The 21178-nt window shown below is 68.7% G+C and carries 18 protein-coding genes; 8 read left to right on the forward strand and 10 right to left on the reverse strand.

What is annotated here, in order from left to right; genetic code table 11:
* Positions 1-86 precede the first annotated feature (86 nt).
* The 6 genes from pgl to tkt all read right to left on the reverse strand — a co-directional run bounded on the left by pgl (position 87) and on the right by tkt (position 8346).
* Positions 87-923, reverse strand: coding sequence for a 6-phosphogluconolactonase (gene pgl, locus LF262_RS00905; protein ID WP_235778411.1), 837 nt, complete (start codon positions 921-923; stop codon positions 87-89).
* Positions 913-1854 (reverse strand): glucose-6-phosphate dehydrogenase assembly protein OpcA, encoded by a 942-nt coding sequence (locus tag LF262_RS00910; protein WP_235778412.1) that lies wholly within the window; start codon positions 1852-1854, stop codon positions 913-915. The genes pgl and LF262_RS00910 overlap by 11 nt, the downstream gene beginning before the upstream one ends.
* A complete protein-coding gene (zwf, locus tag LF262_RS00915; RefSeq protein ID WP_235778413.1) occupies positions 1851-3410 on the reverse strand; it encodes a glucose-6-phosphate dehydrogenase in 1560 nt (519 codons plus the stop codon). The genes LF262_RS00910 and zwf overlap by 4 nt, the downstream gene beginning before the upstream one ends.
* Positions 3411-3496: 86 nt before the next feature.
* Positions 3497-5107 carry a phosphoglucose isomerase-related protein gene (locus tag LF262_RS00920; RefSeq protein ID WP_235778414.1) on the reverse strand — a complete coding sequence of 537 codons (1611 nt, stop codon included), beginning with the start codon at positions 5105-5107 and terminating at the stop codon, positions 3497-3499.
* Positions 5104-6225, reverse strand: a complete 1122-nt coding sequence (tal, locus tag LF262_RS00925) for a transaldolase (RefSeq protein WP_235778415.1) — start codon at positions 6223-6225, stop codon at positions 5104-5106. The genes LF262_RS00920 and tal overlap by 4 nt, the downstream gene beginning before the upstream one ends.
* An 18-nt stretch (positions 6226-6243) precedes the next feature.
* Positions 6244-8346 carry a transketolase gene (gene tkt / locus LF262_RS00930; RefSeq protein WP_235779244.1) on the reverse strand — a complete coding sequence of 701 codons (2103 nt, stop codon included), beginning with the start codon at positions 8344-8346 and terminating at the stop codon, positions 6244-6246.
* A gap of 426 nt (positions 8347-8772) precedes the next feature.
* On the opposite strand from tkt, the gene LF262_RS00935 reads away from it, so the two are divergent.
* The gene (locus LF262_RS00935; RefSeq protein WP_235778416.1) at positions 8773-9720 is read left to right on the forward strand and encodes a heme o synthase; all 948 of its coding nucleotides are present in this window, start codon (positions 8773-8775) and stop codon (positions 9718-9720) included.
* A gap of 116 nt (positions 9721-9836) precedes the next feature.
* Here the strand turns inward: LF262_RS00935 and LF262_RS00940 are convergent, their stop codons facing one another.
* Genes LF262_RS00940 through LF262_RS00950 form a run of 3 tightly spaced genes read right to left on the reverse strand, consistent with a single transcriptional unit; the run spans position 9837 to position 12518 of the window.
* The gene (locus LF262_RS00940) at positions 9837-10775 is read right to left on the reverse strand and encodes a COX15/CtaA family protein (protein WP_235778417.1); all 939 of its coding nucleotides are present in this window, start codon (positions 10773-10775) and stop codon (positions 9837-9839) included.
* A gap of 4 nt (positions 10776-10779) precedes the next feature.
* On the reverse strand, positions 10780-11520 hold the full coding sequence (locus LF262_RS00945) for an ABC transporter permease (RefSeq protein WP_235778418.1): 741 nt from the start codon (positions 11518-11520) through the stop codon (positions 10780-10782).
* Entirely contained in the window at positions 11517-12518 is a 1002-nt protein-coding gene (locus tag LF262_RS00950; RefSeq protein WP_235778419.1) for an ABC transporter ATP-binding protein, read from the reverse strand. The genes LF262_RS00945 and LF262_RS00950 overlap by 4 nt, the downstream gene beginning before the upstream one ends.
* Before the next feature lie 135 nt (positions 12519-12653).
* Here LF262_RS00950 and LF262_RS00955 point away from each other — a divergent pair, with 135 nt between their 5' ends.
* Genes LF262_RS00955 through LF262_RS00975 form a run of 5 tightly spaced genes read left to right on the forward strand, consistent with a single transcriptional unit; the run spans position 12654 to position 17392 of the window.
* Positions 12654-13409, forward strand: a complete 756-nt coding sequence (locus LF262_RS00955) for a helix-turn-helix transcriptional regulator (RefSeq protein ID WP_235778420.1) — start codon at positions 12654-12656, stop codon at positions 13407-13409.
* Positions 13409-14896 carry a Fe-S cluster assembly protein SufB gene (sufB, locus tag LF262_RS00960; protein ID WP_235778421.1) on the forward strand — a complete coding sequence of 496 codons (1488 nt, stop codon included), beginning with the start codon at positions 13409-13411 and terminating at the stop codon, positions 14894-14896. The genes LF262_RS00955 and sufB overlap by 1 nt, the downstream gene beginning before the upstream one ends.
* Positions 14896-16188, forward strand: a complete 1293-nt coding sequence (gene sufD / locus LF262_RS00965) for a Fe-S cluster assembly protein SufD (protein WP_235778422.1) — start codon at positions 14896-14898, stop codon at positions 16186-16188. Before sufB ends, sufD begins: the two co-directional genes overlap by 1 nt.
* A 49-nt stretch (positions 16189-16237) precedes the next feature.
* Complete coding sequence (gene sufC / locus LF262_RS00970) at positions 16238-17014, forward strand: Fe-S cluster assembly ATPase SufC (RefSeq protein ID WP_235778423.1); 777 nt, start codon at positions 16238-16240, stop codon at positions 17012-17014.
* Between the two features lie 48 nt (positions 17015-17062).
* Positions 17063-17392, forward strand: a complete 330-nt coding sequence (locus tag LF262_RS00975) for a metal-sulfur cluster assembly factor (protein ID WP_235778424.1) — start codon at positions 17063-17065, stop codon at positions 17390-17392.
* A gap of 120 nt (positions 17393-17512) precedes the next feature.
* Here LF262_RS00975 and ypfJ read toward each other — a convergent pair whose 3' ends face one another.
* Entirely contained in the window at positions 17513-18424 is a 912-nt protein-coding gene (gene ypfJ, locus LF262_RS00980) for a KPN_02809 family neutral zinc metallopeptidase (protein WP_235778425.1), read from the reverse strand.
* A 65-nt stretch (positions 18425-18489) separates the two neighbouring features.
* Here ypfJ and LF262_RS00985 point away from each other — a divergent pair, with 65 nt between their 5' ends.
* Positions 18490-19905, forward strand: a complete 1416-nt coding sequence (locus LF262_RS00985; RefSeq protein WP_235778426.1) for a class I adenylate-forming enzyme family protein — start codon at positions 18490-18492, stop codon at positions 19903-19905.
* A gap of 46 nt (positions 19906-19951) precedes the next feature.
* Positions 19952-21127 carry a thiolase family protein gene (locus LF262_RS00990; RefSeq protein WP_268933537.1) on the forward strand — a complete coding sequence of 392 codons (1176 nt, stop codon included), beginning with the start codon at positions 19952-19954 and terminating at the stop codon, positions 21125-21127.
* Positions 21128-21178: the final 51 nt, after the last annotated feature.

The raw sequence follows: 21178 nt of genomic DNA on the forward strand, positions 1-21178 counted from the left end.
TCTGACACAACGCCGTCGGAAAGCTTCAGGGCCGGGAACAGCGCACGCTGTTCCCGGCCCTTGGCATATCAGGAGCCTTCCCAGCCTCACGTCGAGGCCGGCTCCTTGTGCACAAGATCCTCAGGCACCTTGGCCGCCGCAGCAGCGTCGATGAGCCATAGTGTGCGCGACCGGCCGCGGGCGCCCGCCGCGGGAACGTGCACGGGCCCCGCGCCGGCGAGAGCGAGGCCGACCGCGCCCGCCTTGTCCTCGCCGGCCACGAGCATCCAGACTTCGTCCGCGGACTTGATCGCGGGCAGTGTGAGCGAGATGCGCGACGGGGGCGGCTTGGGTGCGTTCTGGACGCCCACCACCATGCGCTCCGACTCCCTGATGCCAGCCATCTCTGGGAACAACGACGCCACATGGGCGTCGGGGCCGACGCCCAAAAGTAGCACGTCGAACCGCGGCACCCTGCTCGGTCCCTGACGCCGCGAATCGGCGACGCCTGTTTCCTGCGCGCTGTCCGTTTCCCGCTCCGCGGCCGCCGCCTCGGCGAGCCTGCGCGCATAGTCCGCCGCGGCGTCGTCCGCCGTCGGGAAGTCGTCTGTGCTTCCCGGCCTATGGATACGCTCGGGGTCCAGCGGCAGCCGGTTCAGGAGGGCTTCTTCCGCCTGGCGGGTGTTGCGCTCGGGGGAGTCCGCCTCGACGAACCGCTCGTCACCCCACCACACGTTGACCATGGACCAGTTCACTGCGGGACACGCGGGAGAATCGGCGACGGCCCTGAGCGTTCCGATGCCCATCGTGCCACCGGTGAGGACGATGGTCGCCTCCCCGTACTTGTCCTGGAGGTCCACGAGTTTCGTGATGAGGCGCGCCGCAATAGCGGCGAGGAGCACTGACGAGTCGGGATGGATGCTCACTCGGGGGTCAGCGCTCACTCGGCTGCACGCTCCTCAGGTTGGTGCGCGGCATCCCAGAGGAGAGGACTTCTCCGAAGACCTCATCGGGGTCGAGCCTGCGCAGCTCCTCGGCGAGGCAGTCCTGCAGACTGCGCCGCGGCAGTGCGATGCGCTGGGCGGGCTGGTTCGGCTGGGTGAGCTCCGCGACCGTGAGGCCCGGACGGTACAGCTGCACGTCACCGGCCGCCCGTTGGAGGCGGACGCGGCGGATTCCGGTGCCCACCGGGTCGGCCACGATCGTGACCGGGGCGTCGAGGTCGAGTCCGAGCCACGCAGCCAGCAGAACGGTCGAGGGCGAGTCCGAGGCACCCTCGACCGTGATGGCGGTGATGGGGCTCCAGGCCACCTGGTCAAGCGCGGAAGCGAGCTGGATGCGCCAGTTGGTCAGGCGGGTCCATGCGAGGTCAGTGTCGCCCGGTCGGTACGTCTCCCGGAGGTGGAACAATGCGGCCACCGGGTCCGGCTCATTCCCGGAATCGGTGATGCGGCGGTGCGCGATGCAGCCGACGGAGGTTGCGCTGGCGTTGTCCGGCGCGCCGTGGGGCCACCAGGCGACGATGGGCGCATCGGGGAGGAGCAGGGCCGCGACGAGGGATTCGCTCTCTTCCGCGAGGCGCCCGTAGCCGCGCAGGACGATGACCTCGGAGGCACCGGCGTCGCCACCCACGCGGATCTGCCCATCGATACGGTCCGCGGAGTCTCGGCCGGAGTCCACGAGGACGATGATGCGGCAGGGGTGCTCGCGGCTTGCCTCGTTGGCGGCCTCGATGGCCTCCTCCTCGAATCCGTGCCGGGTGATGACGACGAGAGTCAGCACGCGGCCGAGGGCGACGACGCCGCCGCGGTGGCGGAGGTTGGTGATCTCCTTGGAGATCTTCGAGGTGGTCGTGTTCGGCAGGTCGATGATCATGGTCGCCTCCACATACGTTCGTCGCGGGCCAGCAGCTCATCGGCCGAGGACGGCCCCCAGCTCCCTGGAGCGTAGGGTTCGGGCTGTTTCCCCGTGCTGGCCCAGTAGTCCTCGAAGGGGTCAAGGATCTTCCACGAGAGCTCGACCTCCTCGTGCCTCGGGAACAACGGCGGTTCGCCCAGGAGCACGTCCAGGATGAGCCGCTCGTAGGCCTCGGGGGAGGACTCGGTGAACGAGTGCCCGTAGCCGAAGTCCATGCTCACGTCACGGACTTCCATCTGCGTTCCGGGAACCTTGGACCCGAAGCGGATCGTGGCGCCCTCGTCCGGCTGGACGCGGATCACGACCGCGTTCTGGCCGAACTCATCCTCGGGCTGGTCCAGGAACAGGAGGTTGGGGGCGCGCTTGAACATGACGGCAATCTCTGTCACCCGCCGTCCGAGTCGCTTTCCAGCGCGTAGGTAGAACGGCACTCCGGCCCAGCGGCGGGTGTTGATGTCGACCCGAATTGCTGCGTAGGTCTCAGTCGTCGAATCGGCCGGGATACCGTCCTCCTCGAGATAGCCCTTCACGAGCTCCCCGCCCTGCCAGCCTCCCAGGTACTGCCCGCGTGCGGAGTGGGTCGAAAGGTCCTCGGGCAGCTTGACGGCTGCGAGCACCTTCTCCTTCTCCGCCCGCAGGTGCTCGGCGTTGAAGGAGATGGGCTCCTCCATCGCAGTCAGAGCCAGCAGCTGTAGCAGGTGGTTCTGGATGACGTCACGCGCGGCACCGACGCCGTCGTAGTAGCCTGCACGGCCGCCTGTGCCGATGTCCTCGGCCATAGTGATCTGGACGTGATCAACGTAGTTGGCGTTCCAGAGTGGCTCGAACAGCATGTTCGCGAACCGCAGCGCGAGGATGTTCTGGACGGTTTCCTTGCCCAAGTAGTGGTCAATGCGGAATACCGAGTCCTGGGGGAAGACGGACTCGACAATATCGTTCAGCGCCCGGGCCGAGGCGAGATCATGCCCGAAGGGCTTCTCAATCACCACGCGGCGCCACTTGCCCGGCTCCGGCTGGGCAAGGCCGTGGTCCGAGAGTTGGCGGCACACCTGCTCGAAGGCCTTGGGCGGGATGGAGAGGTAGAAGGCGTGGTTGCCGCGCGTACCACGTTTCTCGTCCAGCTCATCGAGGGTCGTCTTGAGGGTCTCGAAGGCCTCACCCTCGTCGAAGGAGCCCTGCACGAACCGAATGCCCTCGTTCAGCTGGGCCCACACGGCCTCGTCAAAAGGCGTACGGGCGTACTGCTTGACGGAAGCCCTGACCTCCTCCGCAAAGTCCTCGGTCTCCCACTCGCGTCGGGCGAAGCCCACGAGGGCAAAGCTCGGCGGGAGGAGGCCGCGGTTGGCAAGGTCGTAGACCGCTGGCATGAGCTTCTTGCGGGCCAGGTCGCCCGTGACCCCGAAGAGCACGAGCGACGATGGTCCCGCGATACGGTTGAGGCGCCGGTCACGCGGGTCACGCAGCGGGTTGGGCCGCCGTTTCATCCCCGTCGAGCCGTTGTCGTTCTCTGGCATGGTGCCTTTCTAGTCCATCAGTTCCAGTGCGCGCACCGGACTCAGCGGCCGGCTCGGATTGAATGCCGGGCCGGCCGCTTGTGCCCTCAGCGGGCGAGGGCTGACACGAGATCAGTCAGCTGTGCCACTCCCGCCGCGCGGTCGGTGAAGTGCAGGCGGAGGACGGGGCGGCCATGCTCGGCAAGAATCTGGGCATCGCCGGCAGCCTGGGCAGCGATGAGCTGTCCGAACGTGAAGGGCCGCTCTGGGATATCGACGTCGACCCCTGCATCAGCGGTGATCTGGAGGAACACGCCGACGGCTGGGCCGCCCTTGTGGTACTGCCCCGTGGAGTGCAGGAAGCGCGGACCCCAGCCGAACGTCGTCGGACGTCCGGTTGCGGACGCGAACTCGTCGCGCACAGCCTCCAGCTGCCCAAAGGCAAGCCTGTCGAGGTAGGCCTGGACACTCAGGTAGCCCTTCGGTCCGAGCTGGGTGAGGAGCGCCTTGACCGATTCTTCGACGGTCGACGCGCTATCGAGCCAATCGCCGCCCCGCACCTCGATGGCACCCTCGGTGAAGAGCGCTGGGGTGGGCTCGGGCTGGGCGTCGAGCAGGCCCCGCGCCGCGGCCTTCGCGGTTTCCACGTCCGGCTGGTCGAATGGATTGATTCCGAGAAGGCGGCCGGCCACTGCAGTGGCGAACTCCCACATCAGCATCTGGCTGGCGAGGGTACCGCCGACGGCTGCCTCATTCGCCCGGAGGGACGGCTCCGAGTCCGAGGACACGAGACGCACGACCAGCACGTCCCCCGCGCCGCCGGAGACTTCGGGGGAATTGGCGCCCGCGACGACGGGGAGGACGCCGCGGCCGATCTTCCCCGTAGATTCGGCGATGAGCTGCTCGGCCCAGTCGGCGAAGCCCCTGATTCCTGAACCATCCTCGACGATGACGATCTTGTCCCGCAGCGGCGAGGTTCCGCCCAGCGCCGCACCGAGCCGGAGTCCGATGTTCTCCGGCGAGTCGTCGCGCAGGATCTCAGCAGCTTCCTCGGCGTCGTCGAGGAGCGACTGGATGTCCACGCCAGCCAGACCGGAGGGCACAAGGCCGAATGCGGTCAGGGCCGAGTAGCGGCCGCCCACGCTGGGATCGGCAGTGAACACCGCGCGGTAGCCAGCCTGACGGCTTGCCATCTCCAGTGGTGAGCCGGGATCGGTGACCACGACGATGCGGTTCGTTGCATCGATTCCGGCCGCCGTGAAGGCAGCCTCGAAGGCCCGCCGCTGGGAGTCCGTCTCGACCGTCGAGCCGGACTTCGAGGAGACGACGATGGCTGTGTTCTCGAGGCGTTCGGCAAGTGCCGCGGAAACCTGCTCGGGGTCGGTCGAGTCGAGGACCGTCAGGGGCACCCCGGCGGTCGCCGCGATGACCTCGGGGGCCAGAGACGAGCCACCCATGCCGCACAGCACGATCCGGTCGACGGCTTCTGCGCGGAACGCGTCCCGCAGGGCCACGATGTCCTTCACGAGGGGCTGGGAGACGCTGGCGGCCTCGACCCAGCCCAGGCGCTTCGCTGACTCCTCCTCGGCATCCCTGCCCCACAGAGTGTGGTCCTTGGCGAAGATGCGGCTTGCCACGGAGTCGGCCACGAGCTGGTCGACGTGGGCGTCGACTGCCTCGCGGGCCGCGCCGGTGGCGTCGAAGGTCAGCGCGCTCATGCCCGGGCCCCGTGGGCCGTCTCCGCGAGGGTGTTTTCGACGTCGGCGAGGAGGTCGTTCCAGGATGTGACGAACTTGTCCAGGCCCTCGGTTTCGAGGACTGTGACGACGTCGTTGTAGTCGACGCCGAGCTCTGCAAGGGCATCGAGGTGGGCGTTGGATTCGGCGTAGGTGCCGGTGACCGTGTCCCCTGTGACCTCGGCGTGGTCGAATGTCGCGTCAAGGGTCTTCTCGGGCATCGTGTTCACGACGCCAGGGGCGACGAGGCCAGTGACATAGAGCGTGTCGGGCAGGGCGGGGTCCTTGACCCCGGTCGAGGCCCAGAGGGGCCGTTGCGGGAGGGCGCCGGAGTCTGCGAGGAGCTTCCAGCGCTCGGAGGTGAATTCCTCCTCGTAGATCTGGTAGGCGAGGCGGGCGTTGGCCAGGCCAGCCTTGCCCTTAAGCGCCTTGGCCTCATCGGTGCCGATGGCCTCGAGTCGCTTGTCCACCTCGGTGTCGACACGGGAGACGAAGAAGGAGGCGACCGAGTGGATCTCCGAGAGGTCGTGGCCGTTGGCCTTGGCCTTCTCGAGGCCCGTCATGAAGGCGTTGATGACGGCGCGATAGCGCTCGAGGGAGAAGATGAGCGTCACATTGACGCTGATGCCCGCACCGAGGGTCTCGGCGATGGCTTCAAGGCCCTCGACCGTTGCCGGGATCTTGATGTAGACGTTGGGCTCGGCCACCTTGTCGTGGAGATGCTTGGCCTCGGCAATCGTGGCCGCCGTGTCCCAGGCCAGCCGGGGGTCGACCTCGATGGAGACGCGGCCGTCGACGCCGTGGGTTGCCTTGGCGATCGGGGCGAAGAGCCTGCACGCGTCGGCGACGTCGGAGGTGGTGAGCTCGAAGAGGGTCTTCTGGGCGTCAGCGCCGGCGGAGACCAGCTCGCGCAGCATCTGGTCGTAACCGTGGCCCTTGGTTATTGCAACCTGGAAGATCGTCGGGTTCGTGGTCACGCCGACCACGTTCTTCTCCTCGATGAGCTTCGCGAGCGAGCCGTCCACGAGCCGGGTCCGCGAGAGGTCGTCGAGCCAGATGGAGACGCCAGCGTCGGAGAGCGCCTGGGTGGGGGTAGTCATGAGCTATGCTCCTTGCGGTCAGGCCGCGGTGGCGGCGATGGAGTCCTTGGCGGCGGCCGTGACGGCCTCGGTGGTGATGCCGAACTCCCGGAAGAGGGTCTTGTAGTCGGCGGAGGCGCCGAAGTGCTCGAGGCCGATGCTGCGGCCGGCGTCGCCGACGAATCGGCGCCAGCCGAGGGCGAGTCCTGCCTCGACCGAGACGCGGGCCGCGACGGCGCGGGGCAGGACGGACTCGCGGTAGTCGGGGTCCTGCGCGTCGAACCATTCGACGCAGGGCATGGATACGACGCGGGCGGCGATCCCCTCGGAGGCGAGTGCCTGCCGGGCCTCTACGGCGAGCTGGACCTCGGAGCCGGTCGCGATGAGGATGACGTCCGGTGTCACGACAGCCCCGTCGCGGTGGGCCTCGGCGAGGATGTAGCCGCCCTTGGAGACGTTGGACGCGTCCGCGAAGGCGCCGTCGCCACGCTCGTACACTGGCAGGTTCTGGCGTGTCAGGACGATGCCGGCCGGATTCTGGTGGCGCTCGAGGATGGTCTTCCATGCGGCCGCGACCTCGTTCGCGTCGGCCGGCCGCACGACGTCCAGGCCCGGGATCGCCCGCAGGGTGGCGAGCTGCTCGACGGGCTGATGGGTGGGGCCGTCCTCGCCGAGCCCGATCGAGTCGTGCGTCCAGACGTAGGTGGACGGGATGCCCATGAGCGCGGAGAGGCGGATCGCGGGTCGCTGGTAGTCGGAGAAGATGAGGAAGGTGCCGCAGAAGGCACGGGTCTTCCCGCCCAGGGTGATGCCGTTGACGATCGCGGCGGCGGCGTGCTCGCGGATGCCGAAGTGCAGGACCCGTCCGTAGGGGTTGCCCTTCCACGCGCTCGTGGAGCGGCTTTCGGGGATGAAGGAGGGCGAGCCCTCGATCGTGGTGTTGTTCGACTCGGCCAGGTCCGCGGACCCGCCCCACAGCTCCGGCAGGACCGGGCCGATGGCGTTGAGGACCTTGCCCGAGGCAGCGCGAGTGGAGACGTCCTTCCCGGCCGGGAAGACGGGCAGGGATTCCTCCCAGCCCGTGGGCAGCCGGCGGGCCTCGATGCGCTCATGCAGGGCCGCGTTCTCGGGGTTCGCGGCGGCCCAGGCATCGAAGCCCTCCCGCCAGGCGGCCTTGGCGGCCTCGCCGCGCTCGATCGCGCCGCGGGTGTGGGCGAGGACTTCTGGGTCGACCTGGAAGGACTGGGCCGGGTCGAAGCCCAGGATCTCCTTCAGCGCGCCGACCTCCTCGGCGCCCAGGGCGGAGCCGTGGATCTTGCCGGTGTTCTGCTTGGTCGGGGACGGCCAGCCGATGACAGTGCGCAGGGAGATGATCGAGGGTCGGCCCGTCTCGGCCTTGGCAGCCAGCAGCGCGGCATGGAGCTCCGGGACGTCCTCGACGTACTCGCCGGTCTTAGTCCAGTCCACGCGCTGCGTGTGCCAGCCGTAGGCCTCGTAGCGCTTGAGGACGTCCTCGTTGAACGCCACGTTCGTGTCGTCCTCGATGGAGATGTGGTTCTCGTCGTAGATGACCACGAGGTTGCCCAGCTCCTGGAGGCCGGCGAGCGAGGACGCCTCGGAGGTCACGCCCTCCTGCAGGTCGCCATCAGAGGCGATGACCCATACGGTGTGGTCGAACGGGGAGGTGCCCTGCGGGGCCTCGGGGTCGTACAGGCCCCGCTCGCGGCGCCCGGAGTACGCGAAGCCGACCGAAGAGGCCAAACCCTGCCCGAGCGGGCCTGTGGTGATCTCCACGCCCTTGGTGTGCCCGTACTCCGGGTGGCCCGGGGTCAGAGAGCCCCACGTGCGCAGCGACTCCAGATCGGACAGCTCAAGCCCATACCCGGACAGGAACAGCTGGATGTACAGGGTCAGTGACGAGTGCCCGGGGGAGAGGATGAAACGGTCGCGTCCAATCCACGTCGGATCGGCCGGATCGTGCCGCATGAGCTTCTGGAACAGCAGGTACGCTGCCGGGGCCAGGCTCATCGCCGTGCCCGGGTGGCCGTTGCCCACCTTCTGGACGGCGTCCGCGGCCAGGACACGGATCGTGTCCACCGCCTTGCGGTCCAGATCAGTCCAGGTCAGTTCTTGTACATCCACAGCAGGCACGTACACCGGCCCCTCTCCATCAATGACGGCAAGCAGCCTGCGTCGGGGCGCGGGAATGGGCGGCCCTGCATTGCAACCTGCCAGCCGTTCACCATCGAAACGAATTGTCTGTCTGCCCGCTACCCGCGGCGTCGTGTTCCAAGCGTCCTGTGCCCGTACGGCACTCCGGTTCCCGCCCGGCGCACAGCGTCAGGGGCTGGGCATCCAGCTCACATACTAGCCACGCAGGAACAGTCCGTGAGAGGGGTTTCGGAAAGTTTCCACAGTATGAATGGCACTACCACGCGCCTGAGTTCTCCGTGCACCGCCGAGCGGTGGCGTCGGCAAGGGCCCTGGGACCCCGCACGGGTATCATGGAGGCGGTTCCCCCGCACCCTTTAGGGAACCGAAGCCACCGAGTAGAAGAGTCGCGCACCCGTGAGCACAGCAGACGCAACCGCCACAGACCCGTCCAGGCCAGCGAAGCTCGGCCTGCGCCGCAAGATCAAGGCGTACGTAGCCCTCACGAAGCCCCGGATCATCGAGCTGCTGCTCGTGAGCACCCTTCCTACGATGATCTACGCGCAGCGCGGCTTCCCATCGCTTGGCCTGATCTTCGCCACGCTGGTCGGCGGGGCCTTCGCGGCTGGCAGTGCAGGGGCGTTCAACTGCTATATCGACCGTGACATCGACCGCCTCATGCGCCGCACGGAGAAGCGTCCGCTCGTCACCGGGGAGGTGACACCCCGTGAGGCACTCGTCTTCTCATGGGTGCTTGGCCTGGCGTCCCTGGCCATCCTGTGGTTCGGCGCGAATCCACTCTCCGCCGTCCTCGGTGCTGCCGCAATCTTCTTCTACGTGGTCATCTACACGCTGATCCTCAAGCGCCGCACGGCGCAGAACATCGTGTGGGGCGGCGCCGCCGGCTGCTTCCCGGTACTGATCGCCTGGTCCGCGGTGACCAACACCATCGAGTGGCCCGCCGTCATCCTCTTCCTCGTCATCTTCCTGTGGACTCCTCCCCACTACTGGCCGTTGTCCATGCGCTACGGCGAGGACTACCGGAACGCGCACGTTCCGATGCTCGGTGCGGTGGCGGGTGCGAAGATCGTGGCCGTCCAGGTGGTGCTGTACGCGTGGGCCATGGTGATCGCGTCGCTCCTCATGGTCCCCCTGGGCCATGCGGGCTGGGTCTACACCGTCGCGGCAGTCGGGGTCGGCGGCTGGTTCCTCTCCGAGTCCCACGCGTTGTACGGTCGGGCCCAGCGCGAGGAGGTCGAGGACAAGAAGGCCATGAAGGTCTTCCACGGCTCGATCAGCTACCTCACCGTGCTGTTCCTCGCTCTCGCGGTCGACCCGTTCGTGGGCGCGCCTCTGTTCGGCTGAGCCCCACGCCGTAGGCACGGCGAGCCCACGAACCGCCTGCGCATCGCACAGCAGAGGCCCCCGGCACATGCCGGGGGCCTCTGCTGTGCACGGAGGTTCCCACCCCCGCCGGCAGGCTATGCCCGTGGGCTGTACCGCGCGACGTCGGCCGCGTTGACGGCAGCTGCCATGAGCAGCGCCGAGACGAGCATGTGGGCCGCCACGAGCAGCGCGGGGATGCCCGTGTAGTACTGCGTGATGCCGATCGCGGCCTGGAGAACGGTGAGGCCGAGAAGAACCAGCACGCCGTTCCGGAACGGGCCCTGGATCCGGCGTGCAAGTGCGACGACGAGGGCGAAGAGGGCACCGAAGGCGACGAGGTACGCCGGGACGGCGTGGATGTGCGAGAACAGGTCCCAGTCGAGCCCATTCCGGGGGGCGTTGGCATCGCCCGCGTGGGGACCCGCACCGGTGACGACGACGCCCAGCACCACCGCTGCTGCCGCCGCCACGGCGGTGACCATCATGGTCGGCGCCATCGAGCTGGGGAGGGCGGGATAGCTGCGGTCCATCACCCGGCCGGTCCGTCCGTAGGCCCGGTTGACCAGCAGCATCGAGAGCACGACGAGGACCATCGAGACGAGGAAATGGAGGCCGACCACCCACGGGTTGAGCTGGGTGAGCACCGTGATCCCGCCGATGACTGCCTGCGCGGGGACACTCGCGAGCAGGCCCACGGCCAGCCAGAACAGGTCTTTGCGCTCCTTGCGCAGGTTCCACAGCATGACGAGCATGATGAGCGCGACCGCCGTCAGGGCGAACGTGAGGAGCCGGTTGCCGAACTCGATGATCCCGTGAACGCCCATCTCGGGGGTTGTGGCGAGGGAGCCCGAGGTGCACCGTGGCCACGTGGGGCAGCCGAGCCCCGACGCGGTCAGCCGGACCGCGCCACCGGTGAGGATGAGCACGATCTGGCCGATCAGCGAGGCGATCGCCATCGCGCGGATTCGCCCGTCCACCTCTCGGGGGAGTCTGGCGGTGAGTCGGGTCAGGCGAGTGAGCGAGGTATCGGTCATGGGATCAGCTCCATCGGAACCAGCGGGTGGCGGCGGCGCCGGCGAGCACAGTCCACAGGACGAGTACGACGGCGGCAGGGACGTTGAGTGAGCCTTCGAGGAACGCCGAGCGCACGGCGTCCCCAAGGGCCCCAGAGGGGAGGAACCCGACGAGGGGAGCGATGGCTGCAGGAACGCGTTCCACGGGCAGCACGATCCCGCCCATGACCCCTAGGAGGATCCAGACGAGGTTTGTGACGGCGAGGGTCGCCTCCGGGCGGGCGGTTCCCGCGATCAGGAGTCCGAGGGCCGTGAAGGCGGCGGCACCGAGTGCGAGCAGGGGCAATCCGAGGAGCAGCCCGGTGCCGGCGGGCCGCCAGCCGAGGACCACTGCGACGCCGCCGACGACCACGATCTGGACGGCGAGCACGACGAGGACGGCGACGACCTTGCCTGCGATGAGCCCGCCGCGTCCGAGCGGCGTGGTCGAGAGGAAGCGCAGCACTCCGTAGCGTCGGTCGAACCCAGTAGCGATGCCCTGCCCCGTGAATCCGACGCTCATGGTGCACAGCGCGAGGACTCCTGGCGCGGCAACGTCGACGCGGGCCGGTCCGAGTCCGTCGAGAAGGGGCGTGACGGTGAGGCCGACGAGCGCGAGCAGCGGCAGGACGATCATGAGCGTGAGCTGCTCGCCATTGCGGAGCATCGTGAGCGTCTCGTACCGGCCCTGCTGCCATACGCGGCGGGTCAGGGTGGCGGCGCTCATGCGGCCCTCCCGCCCGTGCGCTCGGCCGCCGCCTGGTCTGCGGATTCAGCGGCGATCGCGAGGAATACGTCCTGCAGGTTGGCTCTGCCGAGTTCGAGGTGGGCCGGCATGATGCCCCGCGCGTGCAGCCAGGCTGTGACGCCGGCAAGGTCAGCAGAGGTGATCTCGCCCTCGACCACGTAGTGGCCCGCAGAGGGTTCGGCCACCGCGAGTTCCCCGGCCGTGGCCCTCCCTGCGAAGGCATCGGCGAGGGGCAGTCCGGACTGTGTCCGCAGGGTCAGCCGGAGGTGCGCATCCTCGCGGCCCTCGAGGATCTCGGCCACAGAACCGCTCGTGACGACTCGGCCGCGGTCGAGGATGTGTACGACGTCTGCGAGCCGCTCGGCGTCGTCCAGCAGGTGGGTGGTGAGGATGACGGCAAGCCCCTCGTGGCGCAGGCCGTCGATGAGGTCGACGACGAGCTGTCTCGACTGGGGGTCGAGGCCCGCGCTGGGCTCGTCGAGGAAGACGACCTCAGGACGCCCGATGAGTGCCGCCGCGAGCGCGACACGCTGCTTCTGGCCCCCGGAGAGCCGCCGGATGGTGGTGGTGGCGAAGTCACCGATGCCGAGGCGTTCCGCGAGGTCGTCCACCGGCTGCGGATTGGAATACATGCCTGCGACGTGCTTGAGCAGCGTCAGCGGGTGCGCTGCGGGTGGGAGGCCGCCTTCCTGGAGCATGATCCCGACGCGGGAGCGCAGCTCGGCATCTGCCCGCTCGGGGTCCTGCCCGAGGAGCCGCACGACCCCGCCGGTGCGCTTCTGCAATCCCTGCGCGCATTCGAGGGTGGTGGTCTTCCCCGCTCCGTTCACCCCGAGGATCACGGTGATCTCGCCAGCGTTGGCGGTGAGGTCGACGCCGGCCAGCACCCTTTTCATCCGGCCGTCGAGTGAGGGGACGGGGCCGACGTCCTTCACCAGGCCCTCGATTTCGAGGCAGGGGGTACCGGTCTGTAGCACCCGCCCATTCTACGCAAGGTAGTAGTCTTCACCCACGTTGGCGTTCCAGGGCCCACGGTCCCTTCCGGCTCCGCCCACAGCGTGATAAGTGTCTCCTTACTGGAGACAAGCGGCATATTAGGCAATGATTGTCTTGTGTATTCCGTGAAGTCGCCCAAGGCTGAGCTCAGGCCTGACGTAGAGGACCGCACCCGTGACCGAGTCCTCAGCGCCGTGCTCGAGCATGGCCCCGTCAGTGCCGCCGAACTCGGCGAGATGCTCAATGTCACCCCGGCCGCGGTGCGCCGACACCTCGATGCCCTCACGGACGCCGGCGTCGTTGAGGTCAAGCTGGTGGCGACGTCGGGGACCGGGGCTGGTCGGCCCGCTCGGCGCTACGTGCTGACATCGCGGGGCCAGTCCACGATCGGTGACGACTACCTCGACATCGCCAGAAAGGCGCTCGAGCGCCTTGCGGAGCTCGGCGGACCCGGGGCGGTCGAGGACTTCGCCCACGAGAGGTTCGCGGCCATGGAACGGCGGTACAAGCCGCTTCTCGAAGCGGCGGGCGATGACGTCGCTGCCCGCTCCCGCGCCCTCGCCGAGGCCCTTACCGCTGACGGCTTCGTTGCCTCGACGGCGACGGTGCACGGCAAGGCACCGATTCCAGCCCACCTCAAGAGCGTCCAGCTGTGCCAGGGCCATTGCCCCGTGCAGCAACTGGCGGCGGAGTTCCCCGCGTTCTGCGACAGTGAGACTGCCGCCTTCTCGCGCCTGCTGGGCGTGGACGTCCGGCGGCTCTCGACTCTTGCGCAGGGCGGCCACGTGTGCACGACTCACATTCCTACCGGGCGCGGCCAGCTCAAGGCCGTCGTCTCGGAGACATCCATCGAGCAGCAAGAGAGGCCGTGATGACGGATCAATTAGCGCAGGACCGCGCTGTGACGGCCGTGGACCAGGCTGGCGCCGGGTCCACGGTGATCGCGGAGATCCTGGAGAAGAACCCGGAGCTCCACGGGATCGGCACCTACGAGTACGGCTGGGCCGACAAGAATGACGCCGGCGCGAACGCGCGGCGTGGCCTCAACGAGGACGTGGTCCGGGACATCTCGGCCAAGAAGGGCGAGCCCGAGTGGATGCTCGACCTCCGCCTGAAGGGCCTGAAGTACTTCGACCGCAAGCCGATGCCGCTGTGGGGCGCTGACCTCTCGGGCATCGACTTCGACAACATCAAGTACTTTGTCCGCTCCACGGAGAAGCAGGCGCAGTCCTGGGAGGACCTCCCGGAGGACATCCGCAACACCTACGAGAAGCTCGGCATCCCGGAGGCAGAGCGCAGCCGTCTCGTGGCCGGCGTCGCCGCCCAGTACGAGTCGGAGGTGGTGTACCACCAGATCCGCGAGGACCTCGAGGCCCAGGGCGTGATCTTCCTCGACACGGACACTGCGCTGAAGGAGCACCCCGAGTTCTTCACCGAGTACTTCGGCACAGTCATCCCAGCCGGCGACAACAAGTTCGCCTCGCTCAATACGGCTGTGTGGTCAGGCGGCTCGTTCGTGTACGTCCCGAAGGGCGTCCACGTTGAGATCCCGCTGCAGGCCTACTTCCGCATCAACACGGAGAACATGGGCCAGTTCGAGCGCACGCTCATCATCGCCGACGAGGACTCGTACGTGCACTACATCGAGGGCTGTACGGCCCCGATCTACACGTCGGACTCGCTGCACTCCGCAGTCGTGGAGATCATCGTCAAGAAGGGCGCCCGCGTCCGCTACACGACGATCCAGAACTGGTCGAACAATGTCTACAACCTCGTGACCAAGCGCGCCATGTGCCACGAAGGCGCAACGATGGAGTGGATCGACGGTAACATCGGCTCGAAAGTCACCATGAAGTACCCGGCCGTGTACCTGGTCGGCGAGCACGCCAAGGGCGAGACCCTCTCGATCGCCTTCGCCGGCGAGGGCCAGCACCAGGACACCGGATCCAAGATGGTCCACATCGCGCCGAACACGAAGTCCTCGATCGTCTCCAAGTCCGTGGCCCGCGGCGGCGGCCGCTCGGCCTACCGAGGCCTCGTCCAGGTCCGCGAGGGGGCCACGCACTCGGCCAACACGGTGCGCTGCGACGCCCTCCTCGTCGACACGATCTCGCGCTCCGACACCTACCCGTACATCGACATCCGCGAGGACGATGTGGTGCTCGGACATGAGGCGACGGTCTCCAGGGTGTCCGAGGAGCAGCTCTTCTATCTCATGTCCCGCGGGATGCCCGAGGACGAGGCCATGGCCATGATCGTCCGCGGCTTCATCGAGCCGATTGCACGCGAGCTCCCCATGGAGTACGCCCTCGAGCTGAACCGTTTGATCGAACTGCAGATGGAAGGGTCCGTCGGCTGATGACCGAGATGACAGAAGAGAAGACAGCAGCTGAGAAGGCAGGCGCCGGCAGGCCGTCCATCCCGGGCCTCACCGAGGAGGGCGAAAGCCTCACCCCGCTCGAGCCTGCCGAGCAGTCGCGCTCCACGCTGGGTGGGGACGCCGCCAAGCCGCATTCCCACGGCGGTGGATACGGCATCCCGGACAGCTCCCGCGCCGGCCGCCTCACCTCGTACCGGCTCGAGGACTTCCCGGCCGTCAAGGGCACTGAGGAGGAGTGGCGCTTCACGCCCCTCAAGCGGCTCAGCGGCCTCCACACCACAGCGCTCGACGGCGCCGCCCCGGCTGTCGCAGTCGAGGCGCCTGACGAGGTCCGTGTCGAGACCGTGGGGCGTGACGATGCCCGCATCGGCTCGGCCAGCATCCCCGAGGACCGCGTCTCCGCGAATGCGTGGGCCCACTTCGCCGAGGCCACGGTCATCACCGTGCCTGCCGGGGCCGAGCTCACGGAGCGTGTCCTCGTCACGCTCACGGGTGCGGGCCTTGCGGCAGCAGCCCAGCACGTGGTGATTGTCGCCGAGAAGGGGGCGCGCGGTGTCGTCGTCCTCAACCACATCGGTGAGGCGATCGTGGCCGAGAACGTCGAGATTCTCCTCGAGGACGGCGCGGACCTCACGGTCGTGTCCCTGCAGGAGTGGAGCGACGCCTCGGTGCATGCCTCGAGCCAGCAGGTCAGGATCGGCCGGGATGCGCACCTGAAGCACATCGCCGTGAGCCTCGGCGGCTCGCTTGTGCGTATGACCCCGACGGCCCGCTTTGCGGCGCCCGGCGGCGAGGCCGAACTGTACGGGCTCTACTTCGCCGATGCCGGCCAGCACCTCGAGCACCGTACCTACGTGGACCACGCCCAGCCCAACTGCATCTCGAACGTCCTGTACAAGGGCGCTCTGCAGGGCAAGGACGCACGTACCGTGTGGGTCGGCGACGTGCTGATCCAGAAGCAGGCCGAGGGCACTGACAGCTACGAAAAGAACCAGAACCTGGTCCTCACCGACGGCGGCCGCGCCGACTCGGTCCCCAACCTCGAGATCGAGACAGGCCTCATCAAGGGCGCCGGCCACGCGAGCGCGACCGGCCGCTTCGACGACGAGCACCTCTTCTACCTCATGGCCCGCGGCATCCCCGAGGACGTGGCGCGCCGGCTGGTGGTGCGCGGCTTCCTGAACGAGATCATCCAGAAGATCGGCGTTCCGAGCATCGAAGAGCACCTCACCGAGGCCGTCGAGCGCGAGCTCGACGCCAGCGAAAACTGACCCTCACCTCATGACTTCGCCCGGGGCGACCGGGCACTAGGAGAAACACATGTCGACTCTGGAGATCAAGGACCTGCACGTCTCGATCGAGACCGAGCAGGGCGTCAAGGAGATCCTCAAGGGCGTCACCCTGACCGTGAAGACCGGCGAGACCCACGCCATCATGGGGCCCAACGGCTCCGGCAAGTCCACGCTCGCCTCGACCATCGCGGGCCACCCGCGCTACACCGTCACCCAGGGCTCCATCACGCTCGATGGCGAGGACGTCCTCGCGATGAGTGTCGACCAGCGCGCCCGGGCCGGCCTGTTCCTCGCGATGCAGTACCCGGTGGAGATTCCCGGCGTCACGATGACCAACTTCCTGCGCACCGCGAAGACGGCGATCGATGGCACGGCGCCGGCGATCCGCACGTGGACCAAGGACGTCAAGGCCGCCATGGAGCAGCTGCGCATCGACGCCGACTTCGCCCAGCGCAATGTCAACGAGGGCTTCTCCGGCGGTGAGAAGAAGCGGGTCGAGATCCTCCAGCTCGAGCTGTTCAAGCCGAAGTTCGCGGTTCTCGACGAGACCGATTCCGGCCTCGACGTGGACGCCCTCAAGGTCGTCTCGGAGGGCGTGAACCGCGCTCAGGCCGAGGGCAACATGGGCACCCTGCTCATCACGCACTACACCCGGATCCTGCGCTACATCAAGCCCGAGTTCGTGCACGTGTTCGTTGATGGCCGTGTGGTCGAGCAGGGTGGCCCCGAGCTCGCCGACCGGCTCGAGGACGAGGGCTACGACCGCTACCTTGTCGGCGCTGGCTCGGTCAGCGCCAAGGCCTGACCTCGACGGCCCACGGCCGTCACCATTTCCGAAACAGGGAAGGCAGTGATGACAGAGATCCAGCCGGCACCGACCTCGCTCGAGGAGGTCGAGGAGTGCCTCAAGGACGTGATCGACCCCGAGCTCGGCGTCAACGTCGTGGACCTGGGGCTCGTTTACGGGCTCGAATACGGCGAGGATGGCGCGCTGCTCATCAGCATGACGCTCACCACCGCCGCATGCCCGCTCACGGACATTCTCGAGGAGCAGGTCGGCAAGGTCCTCGATGGCATTGTCGACGAGTGGCGCCTCAACTGGGTGTGGATGCCGCCATGGGGTCCCGAGCGGATCACTGAGGATGGGCGCGACCAGATGCGCGCCCTTGGGTTCAACATCTAGGACCCGCACCGCGAACAGTGCCCAGTGCCACGGCGGCCGGTCACCCTCCCTGCGGAGGGTGACCGGCCGCCGTCGTGCAGGGGGCACATGCCCCGTCCGCGGCCAGACGCTGCTCCGCGGCTACACGCTGCCGACAAGCGTGTTGCACTGGTTGATGTCGCCGCTCGAGAAGCCGCGCATGAACCAGGTCTGGCGCTGTTGGCTCGTGCCGTGCGTGTAGCTCTCGGGGCTCACGCGGCCGGTGGCGGCCTGCTGGATCCGGTCATCGCCCACTGAGGCGGCCGCCGAGAGGGCGTCCTGCACGTCCTTCTGGGTGATGGGCTGCAGGTACGGCTTGCCGGTGGCAGGGTCCGGAGTTGTGCTCGCGTGGTGCGCCCACATGCCGGCGAAGCAGTCGGCCTGCAGCTCGACGCGCACGCTGCCCGACTGCGGGCCCTGGGGGTCCTTCTGGGCATAGCCGAGGGTGCCGATGAGGTCCTGGACGTGGTGGCCGAACTCGTGGGCCACGACGTACTCCTGTGCGAGCGGGCCGCCGGAGGAGCCGAAGCGGTTCACGAGCTCGTCGAAGAACCCGGGATCGAAGTATGCCGTCGTGTCGCTCGGGCAGTAGAACGGTCCGACCGCGGTGGACGCGGGACCGCATGCCGTCTGGGTGCGCCCGCTGAAGATGACGGCCTGGGGCTTGGTGTACTTGACGCCCTGCTGGGGCAGGTAGCCGCTCCAGAACGCGTTGACACTGTTGACCGTGCCGACGATGCGGCAGTCGAGGCGGGCCGATGCATCAGCGCCGGTCCTGCATTCGCTCGTGCCCCCGGCGGTGCCTACGGGCTGCTGCTGGCCCGAATCCTGGCCACCGCCGGTGAGGTCGTTCAGGATGCTGGGGTTCACGCCGAGGAGGCTCAGCACCAGAACGAGGATCGCCCCGCCGAGGCCGCCGCCGATCATCGTCCCGCGGCCGAACCGCCCTCCACCGCCGCCGCGGCGGTCTTCGACCTGGGACGGATCCAGTTGGCTGCCTTCGTTGAAGCTCATGGACCCACGTTAGCCGCCACGTCATGATCGCGGGCGCACCGGCGGCCCGCCGATAGAATCTATGCATGCCTTTTCTGGACCGGCTGTCGCGCTGGGCGGCGGAGAAGCAGCACGAGCCCGCGGTCGTCTGCGGGCGTGAACGGCTTTCATGGTCCGAGCTGCACGGCGCCGCCGCCGCCCTCGCCCGATCGGGAGAGCCCACCGGTGTGCTCCGGGAGCCCAACAGCGTGGGCTTCGCCGTGCGCTGGGCGGCGGGAGTGGCCGGCGAGCGCGAGTGCGCGGTCCTGGACCCCGCGTGGCCGGATGACCTCGCGGACACCGTGGAGCGTCGCCTCGCCGAGCGCTGGGGCGCCCCCGCACACCGGCGTCCGGCGCCTGAGGCCCTCCGCGACGGGGAACCGGCCTCCAGCTTCCTCGTGGGCCTGACCTCGGGGACGACGAGCGTCCCCAAGGCCTTCAGCCGCTCCCGTGCCTCCTGGGTGCGCTCCTTCGAGGCCTCCGCCGCCGCATTCCGCCTCGACCCCGCCGATCGGGTCCTAGCCCCTGGCCCGCTCTCGGCGAGCCTGAACCTCTACACGCTCTCGGAATGCCTCTGGGCGGGAGCCACCTTCCACACCCTTGCGCGGTTCGACGTCGGCGATGCGCATGCCGAGGTCTCGCTTCGCGGCATCACGCGCCTCGTCCTAGTCCCAACGATGCTCCGGGTCCTCGCCGAGCGGGGCATCACCGGAGACGTCGACGCGAGCGGGATTACCGCCGTCGTCTGCTCGGGCCAAAAGCTCGACCGGCGTACCCTCGAGGCAGTGCGGCGCTGGGCGCCACGGGCCGTGGTGTGGGAGTACTACGGCGCCTCCGAGCTGAGCTTCGTCGCCGCGAGCCGCCACGACCCCGGTCCTGCAGCCGCAGCCGCAGAGGTGGGCACCGGTGTCGGCCGTGCCTTCGAGGGCGTCGAGGCGGCCATCCTGGACGATCGGGGCGCTCCCGTGTCCGATGGGCAGACCGGCAACATCTGCGTGCGGAGCCCCCTAGTGTGCGACGGCTACGTGTGGGGAGATGACGGGCAGGCGTTCACGCGCCTGGGAGACTGGTTCACCGTCCGCGACCAGGGCTTCCTCGACGCCGGTGAACTGCATGTGCTCGGCCGGTCGCAGGACATGATCAACACCGGCGGCCACAACGTGTACCCGCACGAGGTCGAGGCAGCCCTCGCGATGCTGCCCGGCGTGGCTGAGGTGGTCGTGGCGGGCGTCCCCGATGACGTGCGGGGCCAGCGCGTCGTGGCCGGGATTGTCCCGGCGCACGCGGGGCTGTGCCAGCTCCAGCTCCGCGCGGGGCTCGAGGGGCGGCTCGCGCCGGCGAAGCGGCCGCTCGAGTACCTGCAGCTCGACGCCCTGCCCGTCACCGAACGCGGCAAGCTCTCCCGCACCGAATTCTCCCGCTGGGCGCTCGAAGGGGACTCGCGTGCGCGGCGGCTCGCCTGAGCCCGGCTACCGCAGGCGGCTCGCGCCCCCGGGAGCGCCCCTCGTGATGGCCGGCCGACGGACCCCTCTTGCGCGTGCTGGCACTCTGCTCGCCGAGGTTCCCGTCCACCGGCTGCTAACTCCTGTGCTGGAAGCGCTGACCGGGACGCCGGGCCTCGACCCCGCGCGGCTTGCCGACGTCGTCGTGGGCAATGCAGCGGGCGGCGGAGGGAACCTCGCGCGGCTCGCGGTCCTGGAGGCGGGCCTGCCGGAGCGCCTTCCCGGCATCACCGTGGACCGACAGTGCGGGTCCGGGCTCGACGCTGTCGTCCTCGCGTGCCGCCTCGCCCAGGCGGGTGCCGGGGACCTGTTCGTCGCCGGCGGCGCCGAGTCGATCAGCACCGCGCCGGTGCGCGGGAGGCGGCGGCCAGGGGGCGGCGTCGACTTCTACCACCGTGCCCAGCACGCCCCGACGGAGGAGGGCGAGGCGGAGCCCGGCGATCCGGAGATGGGCGTCGCGGCCGAGACGGTGGCACGGGAGGCCGGGGTGGTGCGGGAGCGCCAGGACGAGTTCGCGCTGCGGAGCCACCGCCTGGCGCTCACTGCACTCTCGCGAGGGGCGTTCGACGCCGAACTCGTGCCCGTGCGCGGACCACGGGGCTGGGTGCGGGCGGACAACGGTCCGCGGGCCCGCCTCGACGCGCGGCTCCTCGCCCGTTTCCCGCCGGCATTCGTCCCAGAAGGGACGGTCACGGCGGGTAATTCCTGCTTCGACGCCGACGGTGCGGCGGGGGTGCTTGTGGCAGCCCGCGACGCCGCAGCGGACCTCGAGGGGGCTGGGGCGCGGCCCTCACTGGCCTTCGTCGACGCGGTGACGGTGGGGGTCGACCCCCGGCGGCTCGGCCTCGGAGCGGCGATGGCCGCGCAGTCGCTCCTCGCGGACCTCGGACTGGGCATCTCAGACATCGCCGCCATCGAGTTCAACGAGGCCTTTGCCGGACAGGTTCTCGCGTGCACCGACCGTCTTGGGGTCGGACCCGTGCAGCTGGACACTGTTCTCAACACCGGAGGTGGGGCGCTCGCCCTCGGCCATGCCTATGGCGCCTCCGGCGCGGTGTCAGTGGTACGGCTGCTCGCACGGGCGCAACTGCTCCCCGAGGGTGCGCTGTGCCTCGCGCTGATCAGCTCGGCAGGCGGAATCGGGACGGCGGCCCTCTTCGAGACGACGATGCCTCGCCCCTGAGAGCGGCGAAGCCTTCGACGCGCCAGCGTTGTCCTGTCGCTCGCACTGCGA

It is taken from the genome of Sinomonas notoginsengisoli (genome assembly GCF_021554725.1).
Taxonomy (GTDB): domain Bacteria; phylum Actinomycetota; class Actinomycetes; order Actinomycetales; family Micrococcaceae; genus Sinomonas; species Sinomonas notoginsengisoli.

Bases quoted from the DNA above. Each gene is read 5' to 3' on its own strand.
- sufC (WP_235778423.1), top strand. From the start codon at position 16,238: ATGTCGACTCTGGAGATCAAGGACCTGCACGTCTCGATCGAGACCGAG.
- zwf (WP_235778413.1), bottom strand. From the start codon at position 3,410: ATGCCAGAGAACGACAACGGCTCGACGGGGATGAAACGGCGGCCCAAC.
- LF262_RS00985 (WP_235778426.1), top strand. From the start codon at position 18,490: ATGCCTTTTCTGGACCGGCTGTCGCGCTGGGCGGCGGAGAAGCAGCAC.
- ypfJ (WP_235778425.1), bottom strand. From the start codon at position 18,424: ATGAGCTTCAACGAAGGCAGCCAACTGGATCCGTCCCAGGTCGAAGAC.
- LF262_RS00920 (WP_235778414.1), bottom strand. From the start codon at position 5,107: ATGAGCGCGCTGACCTTCGACGCCACCGGCGCGGCCCGCGAGGCAGTC.
- LF262_RS00990 (WP_268933537.1), top strand. From the start codon at position 19,952: ATGGCCGGCCGACGGACCCCTCTTGCGCGTGCTGGCACTCTGCTCGCC.
- sufD (WP_235778422.1), top strand. From the start codon at position 14,896: ATGACCGAGATGACAGAAGAGAAGACAGCAGCTGAGAAGGCAGGCGCC.
- LF262_RS00940 (WP_235778417.1), bottom strand. From the start codon at position 10,775: ATGACCGATACCTCGCTCACTCGCCTGACCCGACTCACCGCCAGACTC.
- LF262_RS00945 (WP_235778418.1), bottom strand. From the start codon at position 11,520: ATGAGCGCCGCCACCCTGACCCGCCGCGTATGGCAGCAGGGCCGGTAC.
- LF262_RS00975 (WP_235778424.1), top strand. From the start codon at position 17,063: ATGACAGAGATCCAGCCGGCACCGACCTCGCTCGAGGAGGTCGAGGAG.
- tal (WP_235778415.1), bottom strand. From the start codon at position 6,225: ATGACTACCCCCACCCAGGCGCTCTCCGACGCTGGCGTCTCCATCTGG.
- sufB (WP_235778421.1), top strand. From the start codon at position 13,409: ATGACGGATCAATTAGCGCAGGACCGCGCTGTGACGGCCGTGGACCAG.
- LF262_RS00910 (WP_235778412.1), bottom strand. From the start codon at position 1,854: ATGATCATCGACCTGCCGAACACGACCACCTCGAAGATCTCCAAGGAG.